General features: G+C 38.7%; 16 protein-coding genes. 4 read left to right on the forward strand and 12 right to left on the reverse strand.

Annotated features, from left to right (window positions below; genetic code table 11):
- The first annotated feature begins 2 nt into the window (after window positions 1-2).
- Complete coding sequence (locus N0B48_RS15870) at window positions 3-416, forward strand: hypothetical protein (RefSeq protein WP_259839791.1); 414 nt, start codon at window positions 3-5, stop codon at window positions 414-416.
- A 127-nt stretch (window positions 417-543) separates the two neighbouring features.
- Here the strand turns inward: N0B48_RS15870 and N0B48_RS15875 are convergent, their stop codons facing one another.
- Window positions 544-978, reverse strand: a complete 435-nt coding sequence (locus N0B48_RS15875; protein WP_259839792.1) for an META domain-containing protein — start codon at window positions 976-978, stop codon at window positions 544-546.
- Between the two features lie 86 nt (window positions 979-1,064).
- Here N0B48_RS15875 and N0B48_RS15880 point away from each other — a divergent pair, with 86 nt between their 5' ends.
- Both N0B48_RS15880 and N0B48_RS15885 read left to right on the forward strand, forming a co-directional pair.
- Window positions 1,065-3,275 (forward strand): S46 family peptidase, encoded by a 2,211-nt coding sequence (locus N0B48_RS15880; protein WP_259839793.1) that lies wholly within the window; start codon window positions 1,065-1,067, stop codon window positions 3,273-3,275.
- 75 nt (window positions 3,276-3,350) lie between these two features.
- Window positions 3,351-3,821, forward strand: coding sequence for a YdeI/OmpD-associated family protein (locus N0B48_RS15885; RefSeq protein WP_259839794.1), 471 nt, complete (start codon window positions 3,351-3,353; stop codon window positions 3,819-3,821).
- A 51-nt stretch (window positions 3,822-3,872) separates the two neighbouring features.
- Here N0B48_RS15885 and N0B48_RS15890 read toward each other — a convergent pair whose 3' ends face one another.
- A complete protein-coding gene (locus tag N0B48_RS15890; RefSeq protein ID WP_259839795.1) occupies window positions 3,873-5,897 on the reverse strand; it encodes a hypothetical protein in 2,025 nt (674 codons plus the stop codon).
- A 247-nt stretch (window positions 5,898-6,144) separates the two neighbouring features.
- Here N0B48_RS15890 and N0B48_RS15895 point away from each other — a divergent pair, with 247 nt between their 5' ends.
- Window positions 6,145-7,368 carry a spondin domain-containing protein gene (locus N0B48_RS15895; protein WP_259839797.1) on the forward strand — a complete coding sequence of 408 codons (1,224 nt, stop codon included), beginning with the start codon at window positions 6,145-6,147 and terminating at the stop codon, window positions 7,366-7,368.
- An 83-nt stretch (window positions 7,369-7,451) separates the two neighbouring features.
- Here the strand turns inward: N0B48_RS15895 and N0B48_RS15900 are convergent, their stop codons facing one another.
- The 10 genes from N0B48_RS15900 to N0B48_RS15945 all read right to left on the reverse strand — a co-directional run bounded on the left by N0B48_RS15900 (window position 7,452) and on the right by N0B48_RS15945 (window position 19,869).
- Window positions 7,452-10,559, reverse strand: coding sequence for a non-ribosomal peptide synthetase family protein (locus N0B48_RS15900; protein ID WP_259839799.1), 3,108 nt, complete (start codon window positions 10,557-10,559; stop codon window positions 7,452-7,454).
- A 424-nt stretch (window positions 10,560-10,983) separates the two neighbouring features.
- Window positions 10,984-12,519 (reverse strand): YifB family Mg chelatase-like AAA ATPase, encoded by a 1,536-nt coding sequence (locus N0B48_RS15905; protein ID WP_259839801.1) that lies wholly within the window; start codon window positions 12,517-12,519, stop codon window positions 10,984-10,986.
- A gap of 198 nt (window positions 12,520-12,717) precedes the next feature.
- Window positions 12,718-13,080: a DUF6876 family protein gene (locus tag N0B48_RS15910; RefSeq protein ID WP_259839803.1), complete on the reverse strand. Its 363-nt coding sequence runs from the start codon at window positions 13,078-13,080 to the stop codon at window positions 12,718-12,720.
- A 243-nt stretch (window positions 13,081-13,323) separates the two neighbouring features.
- Window positions 13,324-14,691: an outer membrane beta-barrel protein gene (locus N0B48_RS15915; protein WP_259839804.1), complete on the reverse strand. Its 1,368-nt coding sequence runs from the start codon at window positions 14,689-14,691 to the stop codon at window positions 13,324-13,326.
- Window positions 14,688-15,257 (reverse strand): RNA polymerase sigma factor, encoded by a 570-nt coding sequence (locus N0B48_RS15920; RefSeq protein ID WP_259839806.1) that lies wholly within the window; start codon window positions 15,255-15,257, stop codon window positions 14,688-14,690. Before N0B48_RS15920 ends, N0B48_RS15915 begins: the two co-directional genes overlap by 4 nt.
- Before the next feature lie 74 nt (window positions 15,258-15,331).
- Window positions 15,332-15,892, reverse strand: a complete 561-nt coding sequence (locus N0B48_RS15925) for a DUF4840 domain-containing protein (protein ID WP_259839807.1) — start codon at window positions 15,890-15,892, stop codon at window positions 15,332-15,334.
- Between the two features lie 341 nt (window positions 15,893-16,233).
- Complete coding sequence (locus tag N0B48_RS15930; protein ID WP_259839809.1) at window positions 16,234-17,196, reverse strand: T9SS type A sorting domain-containing protein; 963 nt, start codon at window positions 17,194-17,196, stop codon at window positions 16,234-16,236.
- Window positions 17,197-17,237: 41 nt separating this feature from the next.
- On the reverse strand, window positions 17,238-18,632 hold the full coding sequence (locus N0B48_RS15935) for an outer membrane beta-barrel protein (protein WP_259839810.1): 1,395 nt from the start codon (window positions 18,630-18,632) through the stop codon (window positions 17,238-17,240).
- A complete protein-coding gene (locus N0B48_RS15940) occupies window positions 18,625-19,191 on the reverse strand; it encodes an RNA polymerase sigma factor (protein WP_259839812.1) in 567 nt (188 codons plus the stop codon). The genes N0B48_RS15935 and N0B48_RS15940 overlap by 8 nt, the downstream gene beginning before the upstream one ends.
- Window positions 19,192-19,287: 96 nt before the next feature.
- On the reverse strand, window positions 19,288-19,869 hold the full coding sequence (locus tag N0B48_RS15945; RefSeq protein ID WP_259839814.1) for a DUF4840 domain-containing protein: 582 nt from the start codon (window positions 19,867-19,869) through the stop codon (window positions 19,288-19,290).
- Window positions 19,870-20,051 lie beyond the last annotated feature (182 nt).

The raw sequence follows: 20,051 nt of genomic DNA on the forward strand, positions 1-20,051 counted from the left end.
TCATGAAATCACTATATATCATCGCATTTTTAGCATTAAGCGCAAGTGTTTATGCTCAGGAAAATAAGAAAGCTGCCGAACCTGAAGATCAAGCTCAAGTTGTCAAACAGCTTAGGGATCAGGAAGCTCAAGTGGCCAAATCGGCTCAGGAAAATGCTCCAAAAAAGCAGACTGTAACTACTCTGGCTTCGGAACAGGGACTTGAAGTGAAGAAGCAGGAGACAAAACCTCAGGCCGCTCCATCCAATAATTCAGGGAAACTATTGCCCAATACGGCAAGTCTCGCTGAAATTAAAGCTTCAATTTCCAACAGACAGGCATCACATCCGATTTCTAATAACACAAATAAAAACGTGCAAGGTTTGCCCAATACAGCAACTTTGGAAGAAATAAAAAAAACAATCCCAAAAAACTGATAACCAACCAGATTTCAAAAAGAAAGTCCGCCTAGTGCGGACTTTTTATATATTATTTATTGAAACCTTTCAAACCTTATAGGTTTCGCTTTCAAAATCTTTACTTTATTAATTCAAAACTTCTTCCTTAATCCCAATCTGCTGCTACAAATTTCATTACATTTCCGCTGTCATCCGATAAGGTCAGAAAATGTCCTTCTACGGAATATTGGGTCATTTTATCGAACTTTTGAATAAATGCGGTTTCCAGATCCATATTCTGGCAGGCTTTCATGGTACTTCCTACTCCTGAAATCTTCAATTTTCCTCCGCTTTTAAATTCAGAAGTAAAGAACATTCCGTTGCATCCCATATGAGCACTCCCTTTTATTTTCCCTTTCTCCATTGTCCCTGTCAGATTGATTTCTGCTCTGTTTTTAATCAGTTCATCCCTGGAAAATTGACCGAAAGAAACGAGCATCCACTGTCTTTGGAGACTTGGATTTTTTTCCGGGACCACAGAGCAACTGGCAATGGCTCCGAGAAGTAAAACAGCAAAAAATGATAGGAGTATTTTTTTCATGCGCATTATCCTTCCATTTTCATACCATTCCGGGACAGAATATCGTAAAAATTAGTAAATTAGCGACACAAAAATTATTTTATAAAATGAAAAGACTATTTCTACTGTTCACTTTCTTATTGGGCTTTGCTCAGATGAGAGCGGATGAGGGGATGTGGCTGTTAATGCTCATCAAAAGACTTAACGGGGTCGATATGCAAAAAGAAGGACTGCATTTGACACCTGAAGAAATTTATTCGGTAAACAATTCAAGCTTAAAAGATGCTATCGTAAGCTTCGGAGGCTTCTGTACCGGGGAAATTGTTTCTGACAAAGGACTAATTTTTACCAATCACCACTGTGGTTACGGTGCGGTAGCTGCCGCTTCTACTCCGGAAAAAGATTATCTGAAAAACGGATTCTGGGCAATGAAGCAGAAGGATGAATTTAATGCAAAAGATCTTTATGTAAGATTTTTAGTAAGAATGGATGATGCAACGCAGAGAATCAATTCTAAGCTAAATAACAATATGACCGGGGCAGAGAGAAAAGCAGTTATTGATGCTGAAACAAAGGTAATCCAGACTGAAAACTCTGAAAACGGGAAATATACTGTAGTGGTAAGAGATTTCTTCAACGGAAATGAATTCTACTATTTCGTTTACCAGGATTACAAAGACATCAGACTGGTAGGTGCACCACCATCATCATTAGGAAAATTCGGAGGTGATACAGATAACTGGGAATGGCCAAGACATACGGCTGACTTCACAGTATTCAGAGTATATGGAGATGCAGCAGGAAACCCTGCAGAATTTGCTCCAACCAACGTTCCATTGAAGCCTAAGCACTTCCTTCCGGTTTCTCTTAAAGGAATTAAGCCTGGAGATTTCTCTATGATTCTTGGATATCCTGGCAGAACCAACCGTTACCTTACTTCTTACGGAATCCAGCAGATGGTAAACAAAGACTATCCGGCTTGGGTAGAATCTTCTAAACTGGCTATGGACGTTATGAAAAAGTATATGGACAAAGATAAAGCGACTCAGCTTAACTATGCGTCTCAATATGCTTCTGTAGCGAACTACTGGAAAAACAGACAGGGAACTATCGATGCCGTAGATAAAAACGGAACGATCTCTGACAAACAAAAAATTGAGGATACTTACAGAAAATGGTCTGCAATGCCAGGAAATACGGCTTATGACGGTATCTTAGAAGATATTGAAACGTATTACAAGCAGGTTTCTGAAAGAAATGTTGAAAGAAACTATGCTTCCCAGTTCTCAAGAAATGCAAAATATATCACGCTTGCTTTGCAGGTAGGATCTGTCCTTAAAGCTTACGCAGCTCAGGACATGCAGGGAAGACTTGCGATGAAAGCTAAGACTGAAGCAGCACTTAAAGGAGCTTACGAAAACTTCAACCCATCTCTGGAAGGAGAAATGCTTGCTTCTATGGCTAACCTTTACCAAACCAGAGTAAAGAACAAGGAAGTGGCATCTGCTACTATTTTAGGATTAGATGCTAAAACGCTTTCTAACGTAGCTTATTCTTCAATCTTCGCGAATAAGACTTCTGCTACAAACTTCTTACTGAACCCGGATGCATTGAAACTGGATGCTGATCCACTTTGGAAAATCGCAAACGGAATCGTTGCTGACCAAAAAATGAGCACTGAGAAATATGCTAAAGTTGATGACAATTTCAGCAAAAACAACCGTCTTTTCTTAGCTGGATTAATGAAAGCTATGCCTGAAAAGAAATTCTACCCGGATGCTAACTCTACGATGAGATTAACATACGGAACTGTAGATAAACTTCCGGTAAGAGAAGACAGAAACTACTTCGGTGTTACGGATAATTATTATACTGATATGACTGGTCTTGTTGGAAAATACAAGAAAGGTGATGAGGAATTCGACCTTCCACAAAGAGTGATCGATCTTTATAACCTTAAAGATTTCGGACAGTATGCTGATGCTGCAGGATATATGCCTGTCAACTTCCTTTCTAACAATGATATTACTGGTGGTAACTCTGGTTCTCCTGTAATTGACGGAGACGGAAACCTTATCGGTATTGCATTCGATGGAAACAGCGAAGCATTAAGCGGAGATATCGTATTTGAACAGGAGTGGCAGAAAACGATCAACGTAGATGTACGTTTCGTTCTTTGGACTATCGACAAATATGCCGGTGCAAGAAGATTGGTTGACGAATTAAAGCTTGTAAGAGGAGAAAACACTCCTGCTGATACCAAGACTAAAAATTCTGGGACTACTCAAATGCCTAAGAAAACAAAGGTCAAAAAATAATCTTTTTTGATTTGGATATAAAACCGTGAATGTATGTTCACGGTTTTTTTATTTTTGAACTATAAATCTTTCCCTATGAAACCTACAGAATTTACAGCAGTTATACAGCAAAACGGTGAAATCAACGCTGCTTTTGTGGAATTTCCTTTTTCTACGGAGGAATTATTCAGCAAAAAAGGACAAATTAGGATTAAAGCTACATTTGATCATAAAGTGGAATACCGCGGAAGCCTTGTTAAAATGAATACCGATTGTCATATTTTAGGACTTACACAAGAAGTACGAAAGCAACTTGGAAAAAGTTTCGGAGATGAGGTTTCTGTTTCCTTAATTGAAGATAAGGAGGAAAGAACAGTGGAAATCGCTGATGATATTGCTTCTGTCTTTAATGAAAATCGTGATGCGAAAACCCTGTTTGACAAGATGAGCTATACGCACCGGAAAGAATATATCCGCTGGATTGAAGAAGCTAAGAAACCGGAAACAAGAGAGAACAGAAAAATTAAAATGATAGAAATGATTCTGGAGGGGAAGAAAGGCATATAAAAAGAGCTCAGGATTTCCTGAACTCTTTGGGTTTATTTTGAATGAATTGGTTTAGTAACTATCAAAAGTACAGATCGGAAAAGTAATATCCGCATCAGTCACTGTGACGTGAGAAGGAATATTAGCGGTGATCACATTTCCTGCTTTTGATGCAATTTTAAAACGAACAGTTCCTCCGGCTGTATTGATGTAGAATATTGTTCCAAGAGACAGTTTAGTCATATCTCCTGTCTTTACTATAAATGATCTTGATCCAACAGCAGCATCTACCGTATATCCTGACAATGCACTTCCCACTCCGGATTCTTTAATGACCGTAGTTTTATGGGTATTAAAATTGTAGAATTTCTCGCCGGTATTGAAGTTGAATCCAACCATACTTGAATCTGAAGGATCATTAACCGTTGAATAGGTTTCCGAAGGAATCTGAAGGAATTTCACCTTCTCAATTTTTCCTCTGTCCGCTCTGTTGATCATCACCTTCAGTCTTGCATTTTCAAAAGGACTCTGAATAATTCCTACATACTTTGCCTCCGGAATAAAATACATATTATTTACATAGTCACCTTCATCTTTGGCCCCGATTCTGATTATTCTCACCTCCGGACTTGGACCATTCTCATCGATCCAATAATCCTGAGGTCTAAAATCAAGTAAATTTTTTTGAGCCTGCAATAAGGTAATATCCGTTATAATCTGTCTATTTTCATCAAAAAGAACAAACTGCGGATAACGGTGCCATTGTACCCATAAGTTGGTATTGTGATCATTGATTTTAAAAACCTGACAGAATTGATTATCATAATCAGCATTTGGGAACAAGCCTGTAAGTTCATTAAACGGCTCCAGGTTCTTTACATAAAAATGACTGTCTGAACCATTGGTCTTTAAGTCTTCACTTAAGTCTTCGTCTAATAAAACAACAGGTTTTTCTCCAATGTATTTAACACCGTCCTGATCCGTAAAATAAGTAAGGTAATGAATTTGACTTGAATTAAAATTAAACTCAGAACCTCTGTGGAAAATACCAATTCTTTCTCCTGTTTTAATTTCAATTCTTGGTTCTGAAATAGAAATTCCATAGCATGGAGCTGCTGAAAAGTCAAAACAAAGGGTTTCCCAAGGATCTAAGTCATGTCCCCATTCAAAAGCCTGATTAAGGAAAAGCCAGGAATTACATCCTTTAGACGCTGCATCTTTCTCAAACTTCACAAATGTTCTTCTGCGGGTCACCGTACTGGCATCGAGTAATCCTGTAAAAGATCCAAACTCACCACCAATAACACGGTTTGCATTGGCCCAGCCATCATTACTATTTCTGATTACAAATGCATCAAGATTAGACTGCATTGATTTTAGCTGAATTTCATTCCAGGCAAAACCGGAAAATATGCCTGGTGAATTATTGGCATCACAAACAATTCCTTTGGTAAAGAAAGAAGCTCCCAGGTACATTTTAGAATGCTGTGAACCCTGAAGTAAAATCCCTACATAATTATCAGAAGAAGCATTGGCTACAGGAGTTCCTGAAATATTAGTTGTAATTGTATTTTTAAAACTATTCTGAAAGATCAGTGCTGTTTTATCACTTGTTCCTCTATAGAATATTCTATCTACAATGAAGTTTACCGGCTTTTTAAATAAGACCGTATTTGTGATTTTATATCCAACCGGGCTGTTTCCAACTAAAGTAACAGACTGCAGTTCAAGAGAAAACCGCTCACTTGGATTACTCGGATCCACAGACACAAAATCATAAAGTCTGTTGACAAAATCTGCGGCTTTTAAGAATGCCTGCGTATCATCCGTTGTAGAATCTCCTTTTGCTCCAAAAAGTTCAATATTAATAGGTTTTCCGGCCAGGAAACTTGTCAGTGCATAGTATTCACTGTTTCTTTTTCTATAAATAATACCGTCACATAAAGCGTCTGTCATAGCAACCGGATTAGCTTCGTGATACCAGTGAGTCACTTTCTGATAGTTTACATTTTCTAAAGAATAACTGTCTACCAGCTGTACCAAATCATCTGCCGGATCTGTAGAGGTAGGTGAAAAAAAATCGTTCGTAAATTTCATTTTGTTAATATTTTTTGATTAAAGTGAATGATCAGAACAAAGATGATATGGCCATATTCTCTTTTTGTCTGATGCAAATATCGTCACGCACAGCGACAGAACTCGGCGTGTTATATTTTAAAAATTAAAAAAAACAAATACACTGATTTTCAATACATTAAAAACAAATAAATAAAATCCCTGTCAGGATTCACCCACCGCCCCGACAGTATTTGTGTAACAAATAATAATAACAAAAATTTTATTTATGAAAAAAAACCTATTCAAAACAGCGTCGTTAGCAGCGGGAATACTGACAGCGTTTATTCTTACCTCTTGTGATGACAATGACAATATGATGATGGACAACAATGCTGTCCAAAGAACCATCACCTTTGAAAATGTGGTCACACCAAAAGATTTTGTGGAAAGTGGAAGTTTTCAGGGAACAGGTAGCCCAGTGATTTTGCCTGGACAGTCGGTTTCCTTTACATTCAGTGCGGGAAAAACACAGGCTCTGATGTTGGCAACGATGTATGGCGCCTCTAAAGATTGGTTTTTTGCTTCAAAGCAGCCTGGAATCAAACTTTTTGATGACAATGGAAATGCAGTCACTGGAGACGTTTCTTCACAGGTTCTCTTGTGGGACAACGGAACAAAAAATGATACTTCGGGACAGATGGAAAGCAAACCTATTGCTCAGGTTCCAAATGTAAATGCCTCGCAACTGATGAAACTTAATCTCATGTACAACGACGTTTCTTCTGAATTTACCCTGACCATCAGCAACAATTCCGGAGGAACAGCTAATGAAACTCCATTTTCACCAGGCGTATGGGCGGTTTCAAATTACAACGGATCTCAGCTTCTTAACAGTGCTCCATTTTTCACCGCAAATGCTTTATCAAATCCTGAAATTACAGATATAGCGCAGATGGGAAATATCAGTAAAATGATGATGAAACTTAATGTAAACACGGGAATTATGACGGGACTCTCCCCAGCTTTGGTAGTTGTTTACACCGGTGATAAAAATCCTGTCTATGAATTAGGGCAGACGGATGCCGGAAAAGGTTTGAAAGAGGTTTCACAGTCTGGAAATGTTTCAAAACTTCAGACCAGCCTAAAAGCTTTACCGAACGTCAAAGGTGTTTATGTGGCAGGAACTGCACCTGTAGCTCCCGGCAGTAAGGTGATGACTCAATTTACAGCCTCTCCCGGAGATAAAATTGCTTATGTTACTATGTTTGGTTTCTCTAATGACTGGTTTTATGCTAATGAACAAAGCATTGATGCCAATGCAAAAGGTGATCTTACTTCAAAAACCACCTTATTTGATTCCGGAACGGGAGTAGATCAATATCCCGGTGCAGGAAACAGACAGTCTTTATTCGGAGGAACACCGCAAAGCGAAAGCAAACCTATTGCAAAAGTGGGAAGTATCTTCCCGGTTACTGCAGTGCAGAATGTTATCAAAGTGACGATCGATTAACGATTTAAAGACTTTTAAATTCAACTCATAAAAAATACCAGACAGTCTTGCTATCTGGTATTTTATGTTAAATAATAGAATAACTATGAGATAGGAATTCCTAAATATGTAAGGTAAGCATCAAGCATATTCTTATCAAATGCAGGTTCCTCAATTCCGGAATTTTCCAAGAACTTTATCACATTTGAGCAATCCCAGACGTAAGTATTCTGATACAGCTCCACGGTGGAAAGTCCTTCATGCATATTGTCCTTAAAGAGGCTGGTCAATGGGTACAATCTGTTTTTGCTGTCATCTTCCCACTGTTTTCTCCATTCTTTATAAGGAAGCCCTTCGAGGGTCAGCGGATAATATTTCTTCAGCAGAGCAAAGAAACTTTCCAGGGTAAGATTGGTTTCAGGTCTGGCGATCAGATTGAACTTTTTCCCTACTGCTTCTTTATTTTTTGTGATATGCGCCATGGCTTTGGTCATATAATCTACTGTGATCAATCCTTCTCTCAACTCGGTCAACAAAGGATAGGATTTAAATTCCACACAGTTTTTCACCAAACCGGACCACCACTGATAAGGGGCACTTGCACCTGTTTCACTGTGACACATGGCATACCCAAGACGGTAAGTGATCAACGGAAGACCGTCTTTAGCAGCCAGATCAGCTACGGCTTCCATCACCCATTTGCTTCTTACATAGCCAATATCTTTGCTTACCGACATCAGATTCTGGGCAATATCATCGCTTTCCAGCATCACTGTTTTACCGGTGAATACATGTCCCCAGCTGTAAACAGAAATAGTGGACAGCAGCGCAAGACATTTGGTCTTTTCTGCACCTGCGAGTTTAATAATCTCTCTTAATCCTTCTACATTAGGCGCTTTCATATAGGAATAAGGCTCAATAAAATTCACAGAACTTCCGGAGTGATAAATAAGATCCAGCATCCCCGCAAGACTTTTGAACACCTCATCAGAAAGACCCAGTAACGGAAGAGAAAGGTCGCCTATTACCGGAATGATTCTCGGTTTCTGTTCTTCTTTTCGGCCAATATGATATTGCTTAAAACATCGGTCTATTTTCTCCACCGCATAAAATTCATCCTGAGCTCTTACCAAACAGTAAATATCCGCATCAGTCGTGTCTAAAAGTTCCTGCAGCAGATGAATGCCTACAAATCCGGTGACTCCTGTTAAAAAGATCGTCTTTGGATTTTCCAGTTGTTTCGGATCAAAGCCGCCTGCAAAAACAGTTCCTGGAGCCAGGTAGACATCCTGCTGAAGAGCGACGTATGGCTCAACATCCTCTACAGGAATGGCTTCACGGGCTTCTTTGGCCCTGGTAATCAATTCATCTGCTAACTGCTTCAGCACTGGAAACTGATAAATATCCCGCATATAGACTTTGGTGTCAATTTTTGAATTCAGCGCAGTAGCAACAATGGCCACAAGCAGAGAATTTCCACCTATATCAAAGAAATTATCCGTAATATTAATCACCGGACGTTCCAGTTCTTCTGCCCAGATATCTGCGATAATTTTCTCGGTCTCATTGGTAGGAGGTTCAGTGGAAATAAGTTCTTTTGCTTCTTTATCTGCAAGTTCTTTCAGGAAATGGGTGTCGGTTTTTCCATTGGCGGTCAATGGTATTTTATCTACCCTTACGATTTGTGCAGGGATCATATATCCGGGCAATTCTTCTTTCAGTTGTTGTCTTATCCATGCAGCATCTGCTTTTAAATCAGATTTAAATACAATAAAAGCAACGATGTATTTATTGCTTCCCGCATTATCTTTGGTGATCACTGCCGCTTCCTGTATCCCTTCCAAACGGGCTAGTGTACGTTCTATTTCCCCAAGTTCCACACGGAATCCACGAATTTTCACCTGATTGTCTATTCTTCCCAAAAATTCAATATCTCCATCTGGTTTCCAACGGGCAAGATCTCCGGTTCGGTACAGTTTTTCGTTTCCGCGGAATGGGCTGACAATGAATTTGGAGGCGGTCATCTCTTCATTATTAAGATAGCCTTTGGCAAGAATATTTCCTCCGATGTATAATTCTCCGACTGCTCCAACAGGCAGAAGTTCGTTATTTCCCCCTAAAATATACACCTTTGCATTGGCAACCGGTTTTCCGATTGAAGAAACATAGGCTCCATTGATATCTTTTACTTTTTTAAAGGTTGCATAAACCGTACATTCCGTTGGGCCGTAATAATCGATCAGTTCATAACTCAATTCACTTGTGAGAACAGGCTTTAATTTTTCTCCACCTGTAAAAAGATATTTAAGTTCCAGACCCGTATACTTTCTGGTTTCAGCAACGACAGAGGGAGCAAGAACAGATGGCACGAATCCGTGTGTAATGCGGTTTTTGCGGTAATAATTCACCAATTCTGAAGCTTCTACCCGATCTTCATTGTCTGCGATAAAGATCACAGCACCGGCCGTAAGTGCAGACCAGGTTTCCCATACAGAGATATCAAATGCCAATCCGGCAACTAGGGTAAGGTGTGAGGCATGATCAACATGAAAATAATGATTGTGCCACGTCACAAGATGCTGAATGCTGTGATGAGAAATCATTACCCCTTTTGGATTTCCTGTGGAACCGGAGGTGTAGATCGTATAGGCTAAAGCATCCTGATGAAGATTAATTTTTGGCTGCTCTGCAGATAAATGAGCAAAATTTTCCATTTGATCCAGATAAAGAACTTCAATGTTTATTCCTTTTTTCAGCAGATTTCCCCGTGGTTGATCGGTAATTATTATTTTTGCTGAAGTGTCCGTAAGAATATATTCAACCCGTTTTACAGGATAGGCCGGATCTACGGGTACATATGCGGCTCCGGTTTTCAGGACTCCCAGAATAGCGACAAGCCATTCTAATGATCGATCCAGCCATACCGGAACATACATTCCCTCTTTTACTCCTTTTTCCAGAAGGGCGTTGGCCAATTGGTTGCTTTTCTGATCCAGTTCCCGATACGAGATCTGTCCGTCCTGATAGGCAGCAGCGGTATTTTCAGGATGAAGGGATACCTGCTTTCTGAAAAGGGAAACCAATGTTTCTTCCTTAGGATAATCCCAGCTTGTCGTATTGAAATCGTTGAGAAGGTTTTCAGGGTCTTCTGAAGATAAAAGAACCGGCGCACCAGCGGGTTGGCCCGATGGTGTTGATAGGGTATTTGGCATATTAGTTTTTGTTTTGGTTGATGATAAGTGGTCGGAGTGATCTGTTTGTATAGCAGAACCTTAAACATGTTAAAAAAACAGTTTATTATAATTCAATCGATAAAGAATATGATTAATTCTTCAGGACTATTATTTAGCTTATGTCATCTTAAGTCCCGTTAATTGATTTTTCTTCCATAATGCAATATTTTTAAAAATTTGGTAATCAAATTTAACATAATATTTTACATCACAGATTAAATAAAGATAAATTTTCCCAAATATGAGAATTAAACTAAAATATTAAAATCATTCATTTAAAAAGATATAAACAAGAAAATTAAATCAAACTATCAAAACTAAACAGGATTAAAATCTTTAAAATAATGGAAATTAAAAAGAAAATAAAATTTTCCAGATTAGCTATTTATTGCAAAATTCAGAATTATATATTCCAAAATTCCCGATCCAGGCTTCTGTATTGGATGGCTTCAGAAATGTGATGGGAAAGTATCTGTTCAGATCCTTCCAGATCAGCGGCGGTTCTGGCCACTTTCAGGATCCTGTCGTAAGCTCTGGCAGAAAGATTCAGCTTTTCCATTGCCATCTTGATGAGGTGAAGTGAGGTTTCATCCAGGCTACAGAATGCCTCAATTTCTTTTGGCCCTATTTGAGCATTATAGCTGATATTAAGATCATTATAGCGTTCATTCTGAATACTGCGTGCTTTCATAACCCGGTCCCGGATATCTGAACTCTTCTCTCCTTTTCTTTTTTCGGCCAGCTGTTCAAATTCAACTTTCTGTACTTCAATGTGGATATCGATCCTGTCTAATAAAGGTCCAGACAGTTTATTCATATACCGCTGCATTTCGTAAACGGACGAAGTATTTCCCGGATCATCGGGAAAAAAGCCGCTGGGACTAGGATTCATGGATGCAATGAGCATAAAACTCGCAGGATAGTTGACGGTAAATCTGGCTCGTGAAATGGTTACTTCACGATCTTCAAGCGGCTGCCTCATTACTTCTAAAACAGTTCTTTTAAACTCAGGCATTTCATCCAGAAATAAAACTCCGTTGTGCGCCAATGAAATTTCTCCGGGCTGAGGATAACTTCCGCCTCCAACCAGCGCCACATCAGATATCGTGTGATGAGGTGAGCGGAAAGGGCGAACGGTCATGAGTGAAGTTTCTGTTCCTATTTTGCCCGCCACAGAATGTATTTTAGTGGTTTCCAAAGCTTCCTTCAAGGTAAGAGGAGGCAGAATCCCAGGAACTCTTTTGGCCAGCATTGTCTTTCCACTGCCCGGTGGACCAATGAGGATGATGTTATGTCCTCCTGCCGCGGCGACTTCCATGGCTCTTTTTGCAGTTTCCTGTCCTTTAACTTCAGAAAAATCGAACGGGAAATCGTTGATTTTTTCCTGAAATTCTTTTCGCGTGTCTAATACAACTCTTTTAATCGGTTTTCCTTCATTAAAGAAATCAATTACTTCTTTAATATTTTCAGCGCCGTATACTTCAAGACTATCTACAATAGCCGCTTCCCGTGTATTCTGCATGGGAAGGATAATTCCTTTGAAACCTTCTTCCCTAGCCTGTATAGCGATAGGAAGCACTCCTTTGATCGGCTGCAGGCTTCCGTCTAATGACAACTCGCCCATGATGATGTAGTCCTGAATATGTTCGGCAAGGATCTGGTCTGAGGCGGCCAGAATTCCAATGGCTATGCTGAGGTCGTACGCGGCACCTTCTTTCCTGAGATCTGCGGGAGCCATATTGATGGTAATTTTCTTTCCGGGGATTTTGTACCCTACATTTCTTAAGGCAGCGGAGATCCTGTAACTGCTTTCTTTAATGGCATTATCGGGAAGGCCAACCAGATGGTAGCCTACTCCTCCGGTGTCTACATTCACTTCAATAGTAATGGTCTGCGCCGCAACTCCATGGATGGCACTTCCATAAATTTTTACCAGCATGATTGTGTTTTTTGTAAAAATAAATAATATAATTTTTCAAAATTTCTTCTTTCAAATTGACAGATTTAAGCTTCTTCATCCATTTTATAAAAAATTTCAACAAAAAAGACAAACCGGTACAGACTGTCTCTATACCGGCTTATCAGCGATTAACAAAAAACTAACTCATGATTTGCACTACTTTATGAACCAGCGCATTTATTGTTCACAGGGCATCAACAGATTATTACTTATTTTACAGATCGTCAGACTTGAAAAATAAAAGTCTTTTTCGGGTACATTGATCTCTAGCAATCTATTGCACTTCCTGTCTAATGCAACCACTAAAATTTCACCATCCGGATTTTTTAAAAGCTTCCATTTTTGATATTTAATTTCACTCACCATGATGCAGTTCTGAACCATAATATCCAAAAACCAATGACATTCCTCCTGTTCTGCAACATATAATATTCCTTCGCTAACGTTGATCTTTTTAGCGTATTTAATGAATACTTCAGCTTTCGGAAATTCATTATATAGGTTATTTGCACAGTTTTCTATTTTGCTGTTTTTTTTCATCACGCTCTCATTTAGTTCGGAAGAAACTTTTTTGGGTAAAAAGAGCCACTTCAAAAAGGAATGAAATGGCTCAAAAAAAAATAAATCCTTAAATACTTAACTTCATTTAATTACATATGGGTTTAATTAACTATAATTTTACAGCTCAGCGATGTGATCTGAGATTGGCTAGATCAAAGGCATTTCGGTTGATTTTTTATCATTTCTTTTGTTCATAATTGCATCATGCTCAATAGTTTATGTTTATTGAATAGAATATCTTACTCCAAATTCTAAGTTCAGATTCAGTGGTTTTTCCCTGTAGAGGGTTCTGATCTCGCTTCCGTCCTTAAAGTTATACCTCAGGCTGGGTTCAAAATAGATCCCAAAGTTTCTGAATATCTTATATTGAACTCCTCCACCTGCATTCAAAGAAATTTGTAATGAGTTTACTTTAAAACTCTCTGAAAAACTCTCCTTTACTTCATGGTTGACTATATAATTTGTTTTCATTTTTCCGGAGATTGGTTTTTCAATCTGAGCACCGGCACCGGCATACACAGATGTATTTCCTTTCTGCCATATTTTATAATGGATCTGAACAGGAACTCCTACATATTTCACGGTTTGCTCACCTCTGATCATATTCGCTTCAGTCCCTGATAACAGATCTGAAGAAAGCCTCGCATATGTTATTCCTGTACTGACAGACCATTGGTCATCCAGCTGATAAAAAACGGATAATCCGAGTTTTACAGGAAGCCGATGCCTGATGTCTGTTTTTACATCTTCGTCCCTGTTGCCTGCAAAGATTGCCCCTAATGGACCATCTTCCGTTTCTTCTTCACTGCCAGCCGGAATTTCCAGCTGATTTCCGTTCATCATTACATAACCTTCCTGCTGATGGGAAGAAGGGGAAGAGCTGGATATGGGCGGCCCTGAAATAAGGCCTAGAGACCACTTGCGATCAGCATTCAATCTTTCACTTTTCTTATAAATATCAATTTGAGCCAGGTTTTCTCCTGAATATGCTAGTGCGGCTATAGAATCAGAGTTGTTGCTATTTTTTTCTGAAGCAGCAAGCATTCCGGCCATTAAGCTGTTGCCTACACTGTTTTGAAGCTCATATCGATTCTCAGTTTCGATCCCTTTAGTCTGTATTTTTAAATAGTCATGAAGTTCATTGTGCGATACATTTGTTGTATTGGCTTTAATGACATTAAACAACTCATTTCCAAGAGCGGCCTGACTTTTATTCAAAACAATAGAGTTTGTATCTACGCTATCCGGTGAAGAAGATGACAGCAAATTATCTTTAGTTATTTTCTGTTGTCTGCTTTCTGTAAGATTTTTAACAGCATCAGCTTTCGTTTCGTGAAAAAATATTACAGAAACCAAAACTGCAATTCCAGCTGCGATACTAAATGTCCCTATTATACGGCCTAACTTCTTTTTATTGTGCTTTTTATCATCATTGTTTTCTATAATGTCAGCAGCAGGCAGCAACGGAAAAACATTGCCTTCTTCTTCCGGAAACAATTCTTTTTCAATACTCATCCAAACGCCATCCGGTGGATCATCCTCATGACCTTCAAACTTATTTTTCAGGTCGGCTAACCATTTATCTTTCATAGGGCCTCCTTTTTAAATTGTTTGTATATATTAATTTCATGTACAAGTTTCCGTTTAGCTTTATGCAGTTGAGACGCTGAAGAACCTTCACTTATGGAAAGCAATTGCGAAATCTCTTTATGAGACTTATTCTCAAACACATAGAGATTAAAAACAATCCTGTATCCATCCGGAAGCATTTTTATCATGGTCATAAGTTCCTCCAGGGGAATATCTGACAGCTCCGGCTCTTCTTCATCTTCCTTAACTATTATTTCTTCTTCCATTGTTGAAAACTCCATCTTTGAAAAGCGTCTTATGTATTGCAGGACTTCATTAATCACAATACGTACAATCCATGCTTTTAAGGAGCCTTGTCCCATATAATTAAAAGAATCTATATGGTGAAACATTTTAATAAAGCTGTTTTGAAGTATATCATGAATGTCATCATCTCCTTTCAGGTATCTTCTGCATATAGACGTAAGCTCTCTTGAATAAGAATTATAGAATTCTTTCCAAGCCGATTGTTCCTTTTTAACCAAACGTGTCACCAGTTTTATCTCTGGATTATCTTTTTCAGGCATTTACCGTATCCCAAATTTAATATGAGTAAAAAGGTGTGCTCTCTCAAGCACACCTGAACAATTCTTTCTTACGGCTATTTCTTCAGCATTGGAAAATTATATTTTATTTTTTCGAATGGGGTTATTACCGTTCCCTCAACTGTTATTTTAGTTGCTTCCAGTTCGAAGTTTAGATTTTGCGTTGTTCCTTTTTTAAACACTCCTTTCTTTGTCGGGACAAATGTTACTACTACTTTTTTATTGACCCCATCTACCGGAACCTGAATTGTCAATTCCTTTGGAGAAAAAGTAAGTTCAACTTCTTTTTTTTCTTTATTCAAAGCAGACGTATAATTCAGCTCATATTTAATCTTCCCAATAGCTGTTAATGCTTGATTTGCTTTCACAGGATCGGTGATCACCGTTGTAATGATCTCTTTTATCGGAAATTCCGTAAAGGATATTATATTATTCTGGGCACTGAAAACCAGATTGGTTTCACCGGTAACAGTTCCTTTTGATATAACCACTTTACCTGAATAATCTCCATTTACGTCTTGAACTTTAAGGGTGTCAGGATTAGGTTTTGGTTTTTTATCATCATCATCCCTACAGCTTGTGACACTAAAAGTAAAACTTAGCAAGATTAATAACATGGATAAAGTTTTGAAGTGTATGAACTTTTTCATTTTAAATTTGAATTAATTGTTGATTAAAAAATATTTTCTTTGAGTACTCATTTATATAAATGCAGCAAATTCAAATCCTTGCCTGAAAAATTTAACAAAACACATAACACACTGATTATCAATTTAATTATTTAATAGAATAAAAACAAAATATGAGTAATAAAGCAGAATTAATATGTATTTATCTCAATATCTTATAAGACATTTTTTCTAAAATTTTGTAATCCATAAAAAGACAAACCGGTACAGACTGTCTCTATACCGGCTTATCAGCGATTAAAAAAACTAACTCTCAGGATGTGTACTATTTATTTTTTTATGAATTTGTTCTTGTAAGTGTTTCCTTCCGTGTCTTTGGAAAGAATAATATAATTTCCTGGAACCAATCTGCTTACGTCAATGGGTTCACTAAAGCGATGGCTGTTTTTCTGCAGGGCCACTTTTCCGGACATATCAATAATTGTGATCTCCTTATACGTTTTGTCGGAGTCTTTCCCGATATAAAGGAACTGTGCCGTAGGATTGGGGTATATTTTCAGGCTGTTGTCTTTATGTTTTGTTTCGCCTGTTGCCAGCGTACAGAACTCAAAGTTTCCGAAATTCAGCTTTACAAAATTTCCTGTTCCTAAAAATTCACACTGATCCGGGCAATACTCGGTACAGGCATAGAACCCGAATGATCCGGAATCTACCGCTGTATAGGAATCTCCGGTTATTCCATTCACCACACAAGGATCTCCCGGTGAAGGCGGCGGGCTGCTGGGAATGCATCTGTACCAAACATGGTTCCCGTAAAGATCAGGAAATACATCATCAAATCTCACGGATGCTCCCGCACAAATATTGTACTCGCCTTCTCCCAAATCCTCGTATGTTCCGGGGGTAAATGTGCTTAGCATCGCGGGAAGAGCATAGGCAAATCCATCAGCCATCACAGCCGGGCTTTGTGCCATACAGTCAACTTCCGTAACCTGCACTTTAAAATAATAGAGCTGATCATCGTTTCCATTGATCGTCAATGTTTGTGAAGTTGCTCCGGGAATTGCCGTCCATGGGTTGTTGTTGGGGGTCTGCCACGTCCATTCCTGTTTGTACCATTGATAATTCCCGAATGTCTGGGTAGAAAGTGTCTCTGTTTCGGTATTACAGAACACGATTTTATCCGGGAATTTTACGCCCAGTCTCGGGCTTGTAATGGTAGGATTACACTGTGCTTTCATATTCATTAGGGTCAAGAATAGTAAAGCCAAAAAAATCAGTTTGGTTTTCATATTTAAATATTTAATGGTTGGATTTAGTTTTTTTATAGCGGTCAGTTCAGTAATAGCCTGATTCCGAACTTCATATTAAAGTTTAAAGGTTTTTCTTTGTAAATGGTATTCAGCTGGCTGTCGTTTTTGAAATGATACCCGATTCCCGGCTCAGCATAGATTCCGATTTTATCAATAATTTTCACCTGAAGACCTACCGCAGAATTCACTGAAAACTGTACGGGTTTAACATCGAGGCGTTCTTCCTGAGTTTCCGTCACTTCATCATTAACTATATATTTTGTCCTAAGCTTTCCTGCCACGGCTTTTTCTGCAAGTACTCCGCCAGTTACATAACCCGTAAAACGTCCTTTCTGAATCACATTATAATTGACCTGAACAGGAATACCGATATAGTGGACACTTTGTTCGCCTTTTATATAATTGGAATTGCTTCCGGAGTGAAGCTCTGAGGTAAGCTTCGTATAATTGACACCGGTTCCGATTCCCCATCTTTTCCCGATATTGTAATACATTGACAATCCAAATGTCACAGGGATTTTATGTCTGATTCTTGCTTCAACTTCTTTACTCTGATTGGCCAGCAGAAGTTCCGTAAGCGGATCCGTTTCTGTACCTGACATCCATACATCACTAAAAGTCATCGGGCTTCCGCTGATGGAAGCGTATCCCGGAAACTTCTGTTCGGAAGAGTTTGAGGAAACATTTCCGGTAAGCATACTCAGCATCCATTTTTTGGACTGGCGGCCTTTAAGTTTAGGTTTTTCTGTAGCAGCTATCTTTTCATGAAGTTCATTTTCAGTCGTATTAAAGATTTCCTCAACCTCTTTTTTCTCTTTCAGTACAGGATTCTCATTGGATGAAGGAAAGATATTCGTGGGTTGGGTTTCTTTCGTTAAAAGTTCGGCTCCTTTTTCTTTTTCCTGAGATTCTGAAATCACTTTATCATGATCAATTCCTTGTCCTAATATATTTTTTAAAATTTGCTCAGTGTTTGTTTTACCAGTCAGTATATTTCCGATAGTACTGTATTTTTCAACTTGATCCGCTTTTGTTTTATCTTGGGTATCTGCCAATACAGGATCTGTAGTTTCCTCTCCGGTTTTCTTAGTATTATCCACGTTTTCAGATCTTTTTGTGACCTGAGGATTGGCTTTCTCTGCATTCATGTCCAGTAATAATTTTCCGGTAAAGAACAGCATGGCAATAGCGGCCGCAATTCCTCCAACACGGTACCACAGGGATCTTCTACCTGGAGTAGAAGGATTTATATTTTCTTTTTCTTCATCATCTCCAAATATCATAGCTCCAGCTATTCCGTTTTCTTCCTCTTCAGAAAAAAGCTCGTCTTTTATATCTTCCCACAGCCCATCCGGAATATCCTCTTCGTGGTCTTCCATTTTCCTGTGAAGGTCATTTAGCCACTGATTATTCATATTGTGCTTTTTTTGACATTTTATATTCTTTAATTTTCTGGACAAGCAGCCCTTTCGCCCGGTGAAACTGGGAGGCGGACGAATTTTCTGCTATACCTAAAAGCCCTGCAATCTCCTTATGGCTTTTCTTCTCAAAAACAAACAGGTTGAAAACGGTTCTGTAACCATCAGGGAGCGACCTGATCATTTTCATAATGACAGCCTGCGGAATTTCCTCCAGATCGGGTTCTTCATCATTGGGGATATCGGGAAACTCAGCCATATCCGTCTCTGTTGTCATACCGGAATGCTGCTTGATATGTTTTAAAGCTTCATTGACTGTGATCCTCATCATCCATGCTTTAAGGGAACCGCTGCCTCTGTATTCGAATGTTTCAATGGACCGGAACATTTTGATAAAACTGTTCTGAAGAACGTCATGAACATCATCCTTTCCCGGAATATAACGAGCGCAGACCCCGGCAAGGTTTCCGGAATAGGTTCCGAAAAGTTCTTTCCAGGCAGCTTCTTCCTTCGTGAGAAGGCGTCTTATCAAAATCTGCTCTTTGTTTTCTTCCATGTATGGGTCAGGTCCGGTTTAGCAGCCGGTTAAAATTTTAAGCAAAAATAGACTGCATCCGGCAAAACACAATCTATTGTTCATATAATCTATCTATTAATTAATCTTTATACAGTATGGAAAATTATAATAAATCGCTTCAAAAGGAGCCAGTTCCGTTCCGTTTACTGTGATTTTTTCTGCCGCAAGAACGAATCTCAGTGTATAATCCAATCCTATAAAATAACCTTTCTGCTTGCTCGCAAGGGTTACTACTGCCTTTTTATTGACACCGTCTACCGGGATCTGAAGCTCAAGCTCCTTGGGTGCAAAAGTAAGTTCTACCCAGTTTTTATCAGCATTTAATACCGAGGTATAATTCAGTTTATATTTCACTTTTCCCATAGCAGCCAATGCAGTTTCTGTTTTTATCGGATCTTTCACTACCGCTTTCACAATTTCTTTGATAGGAAACTCCGGAAATGTAAGGGTGTCTTTCTTTATTTTAAAATCCACAACTCTTTCACCCCTGATCTCTCCCTGCGCGGTAATTAGCCTTCCTTTATAATCTCCGTTGACATGTTCCAGTTTTACCGGTGGTACTTCTATCCTGTCCTCATTCATGCATGAGAACAGGGAGAAGATGATGGATATGATCAAAACGGCGGTAATAACCTTAAGTACTATTAAATTCTTCATTTCATTATTTTTTTAACATTAAACATTTATTGTATTGAGTACTCATCTATAAAATCCGTTTTTTGGAAAACCTTGCGTGGGATTTTGAAAAAAGGATGAAATTTTATTATAACACATTGATTTACTGTGAACAAAATTTCATGATTTTTTTTTGAAAATGAAAAACCAGCGTGGGATGCACG

This window comes from Chryseobacterium herbae, assembly GCF_025154075.1.
In the GTDB taxonomy this organism is placed as follows: Bacteria; Bacteroidota; Bacteroidia; order Flavobacteriales; family Weeksellaceae; genus Chryseobacterium; species Chryseobacterium herbae.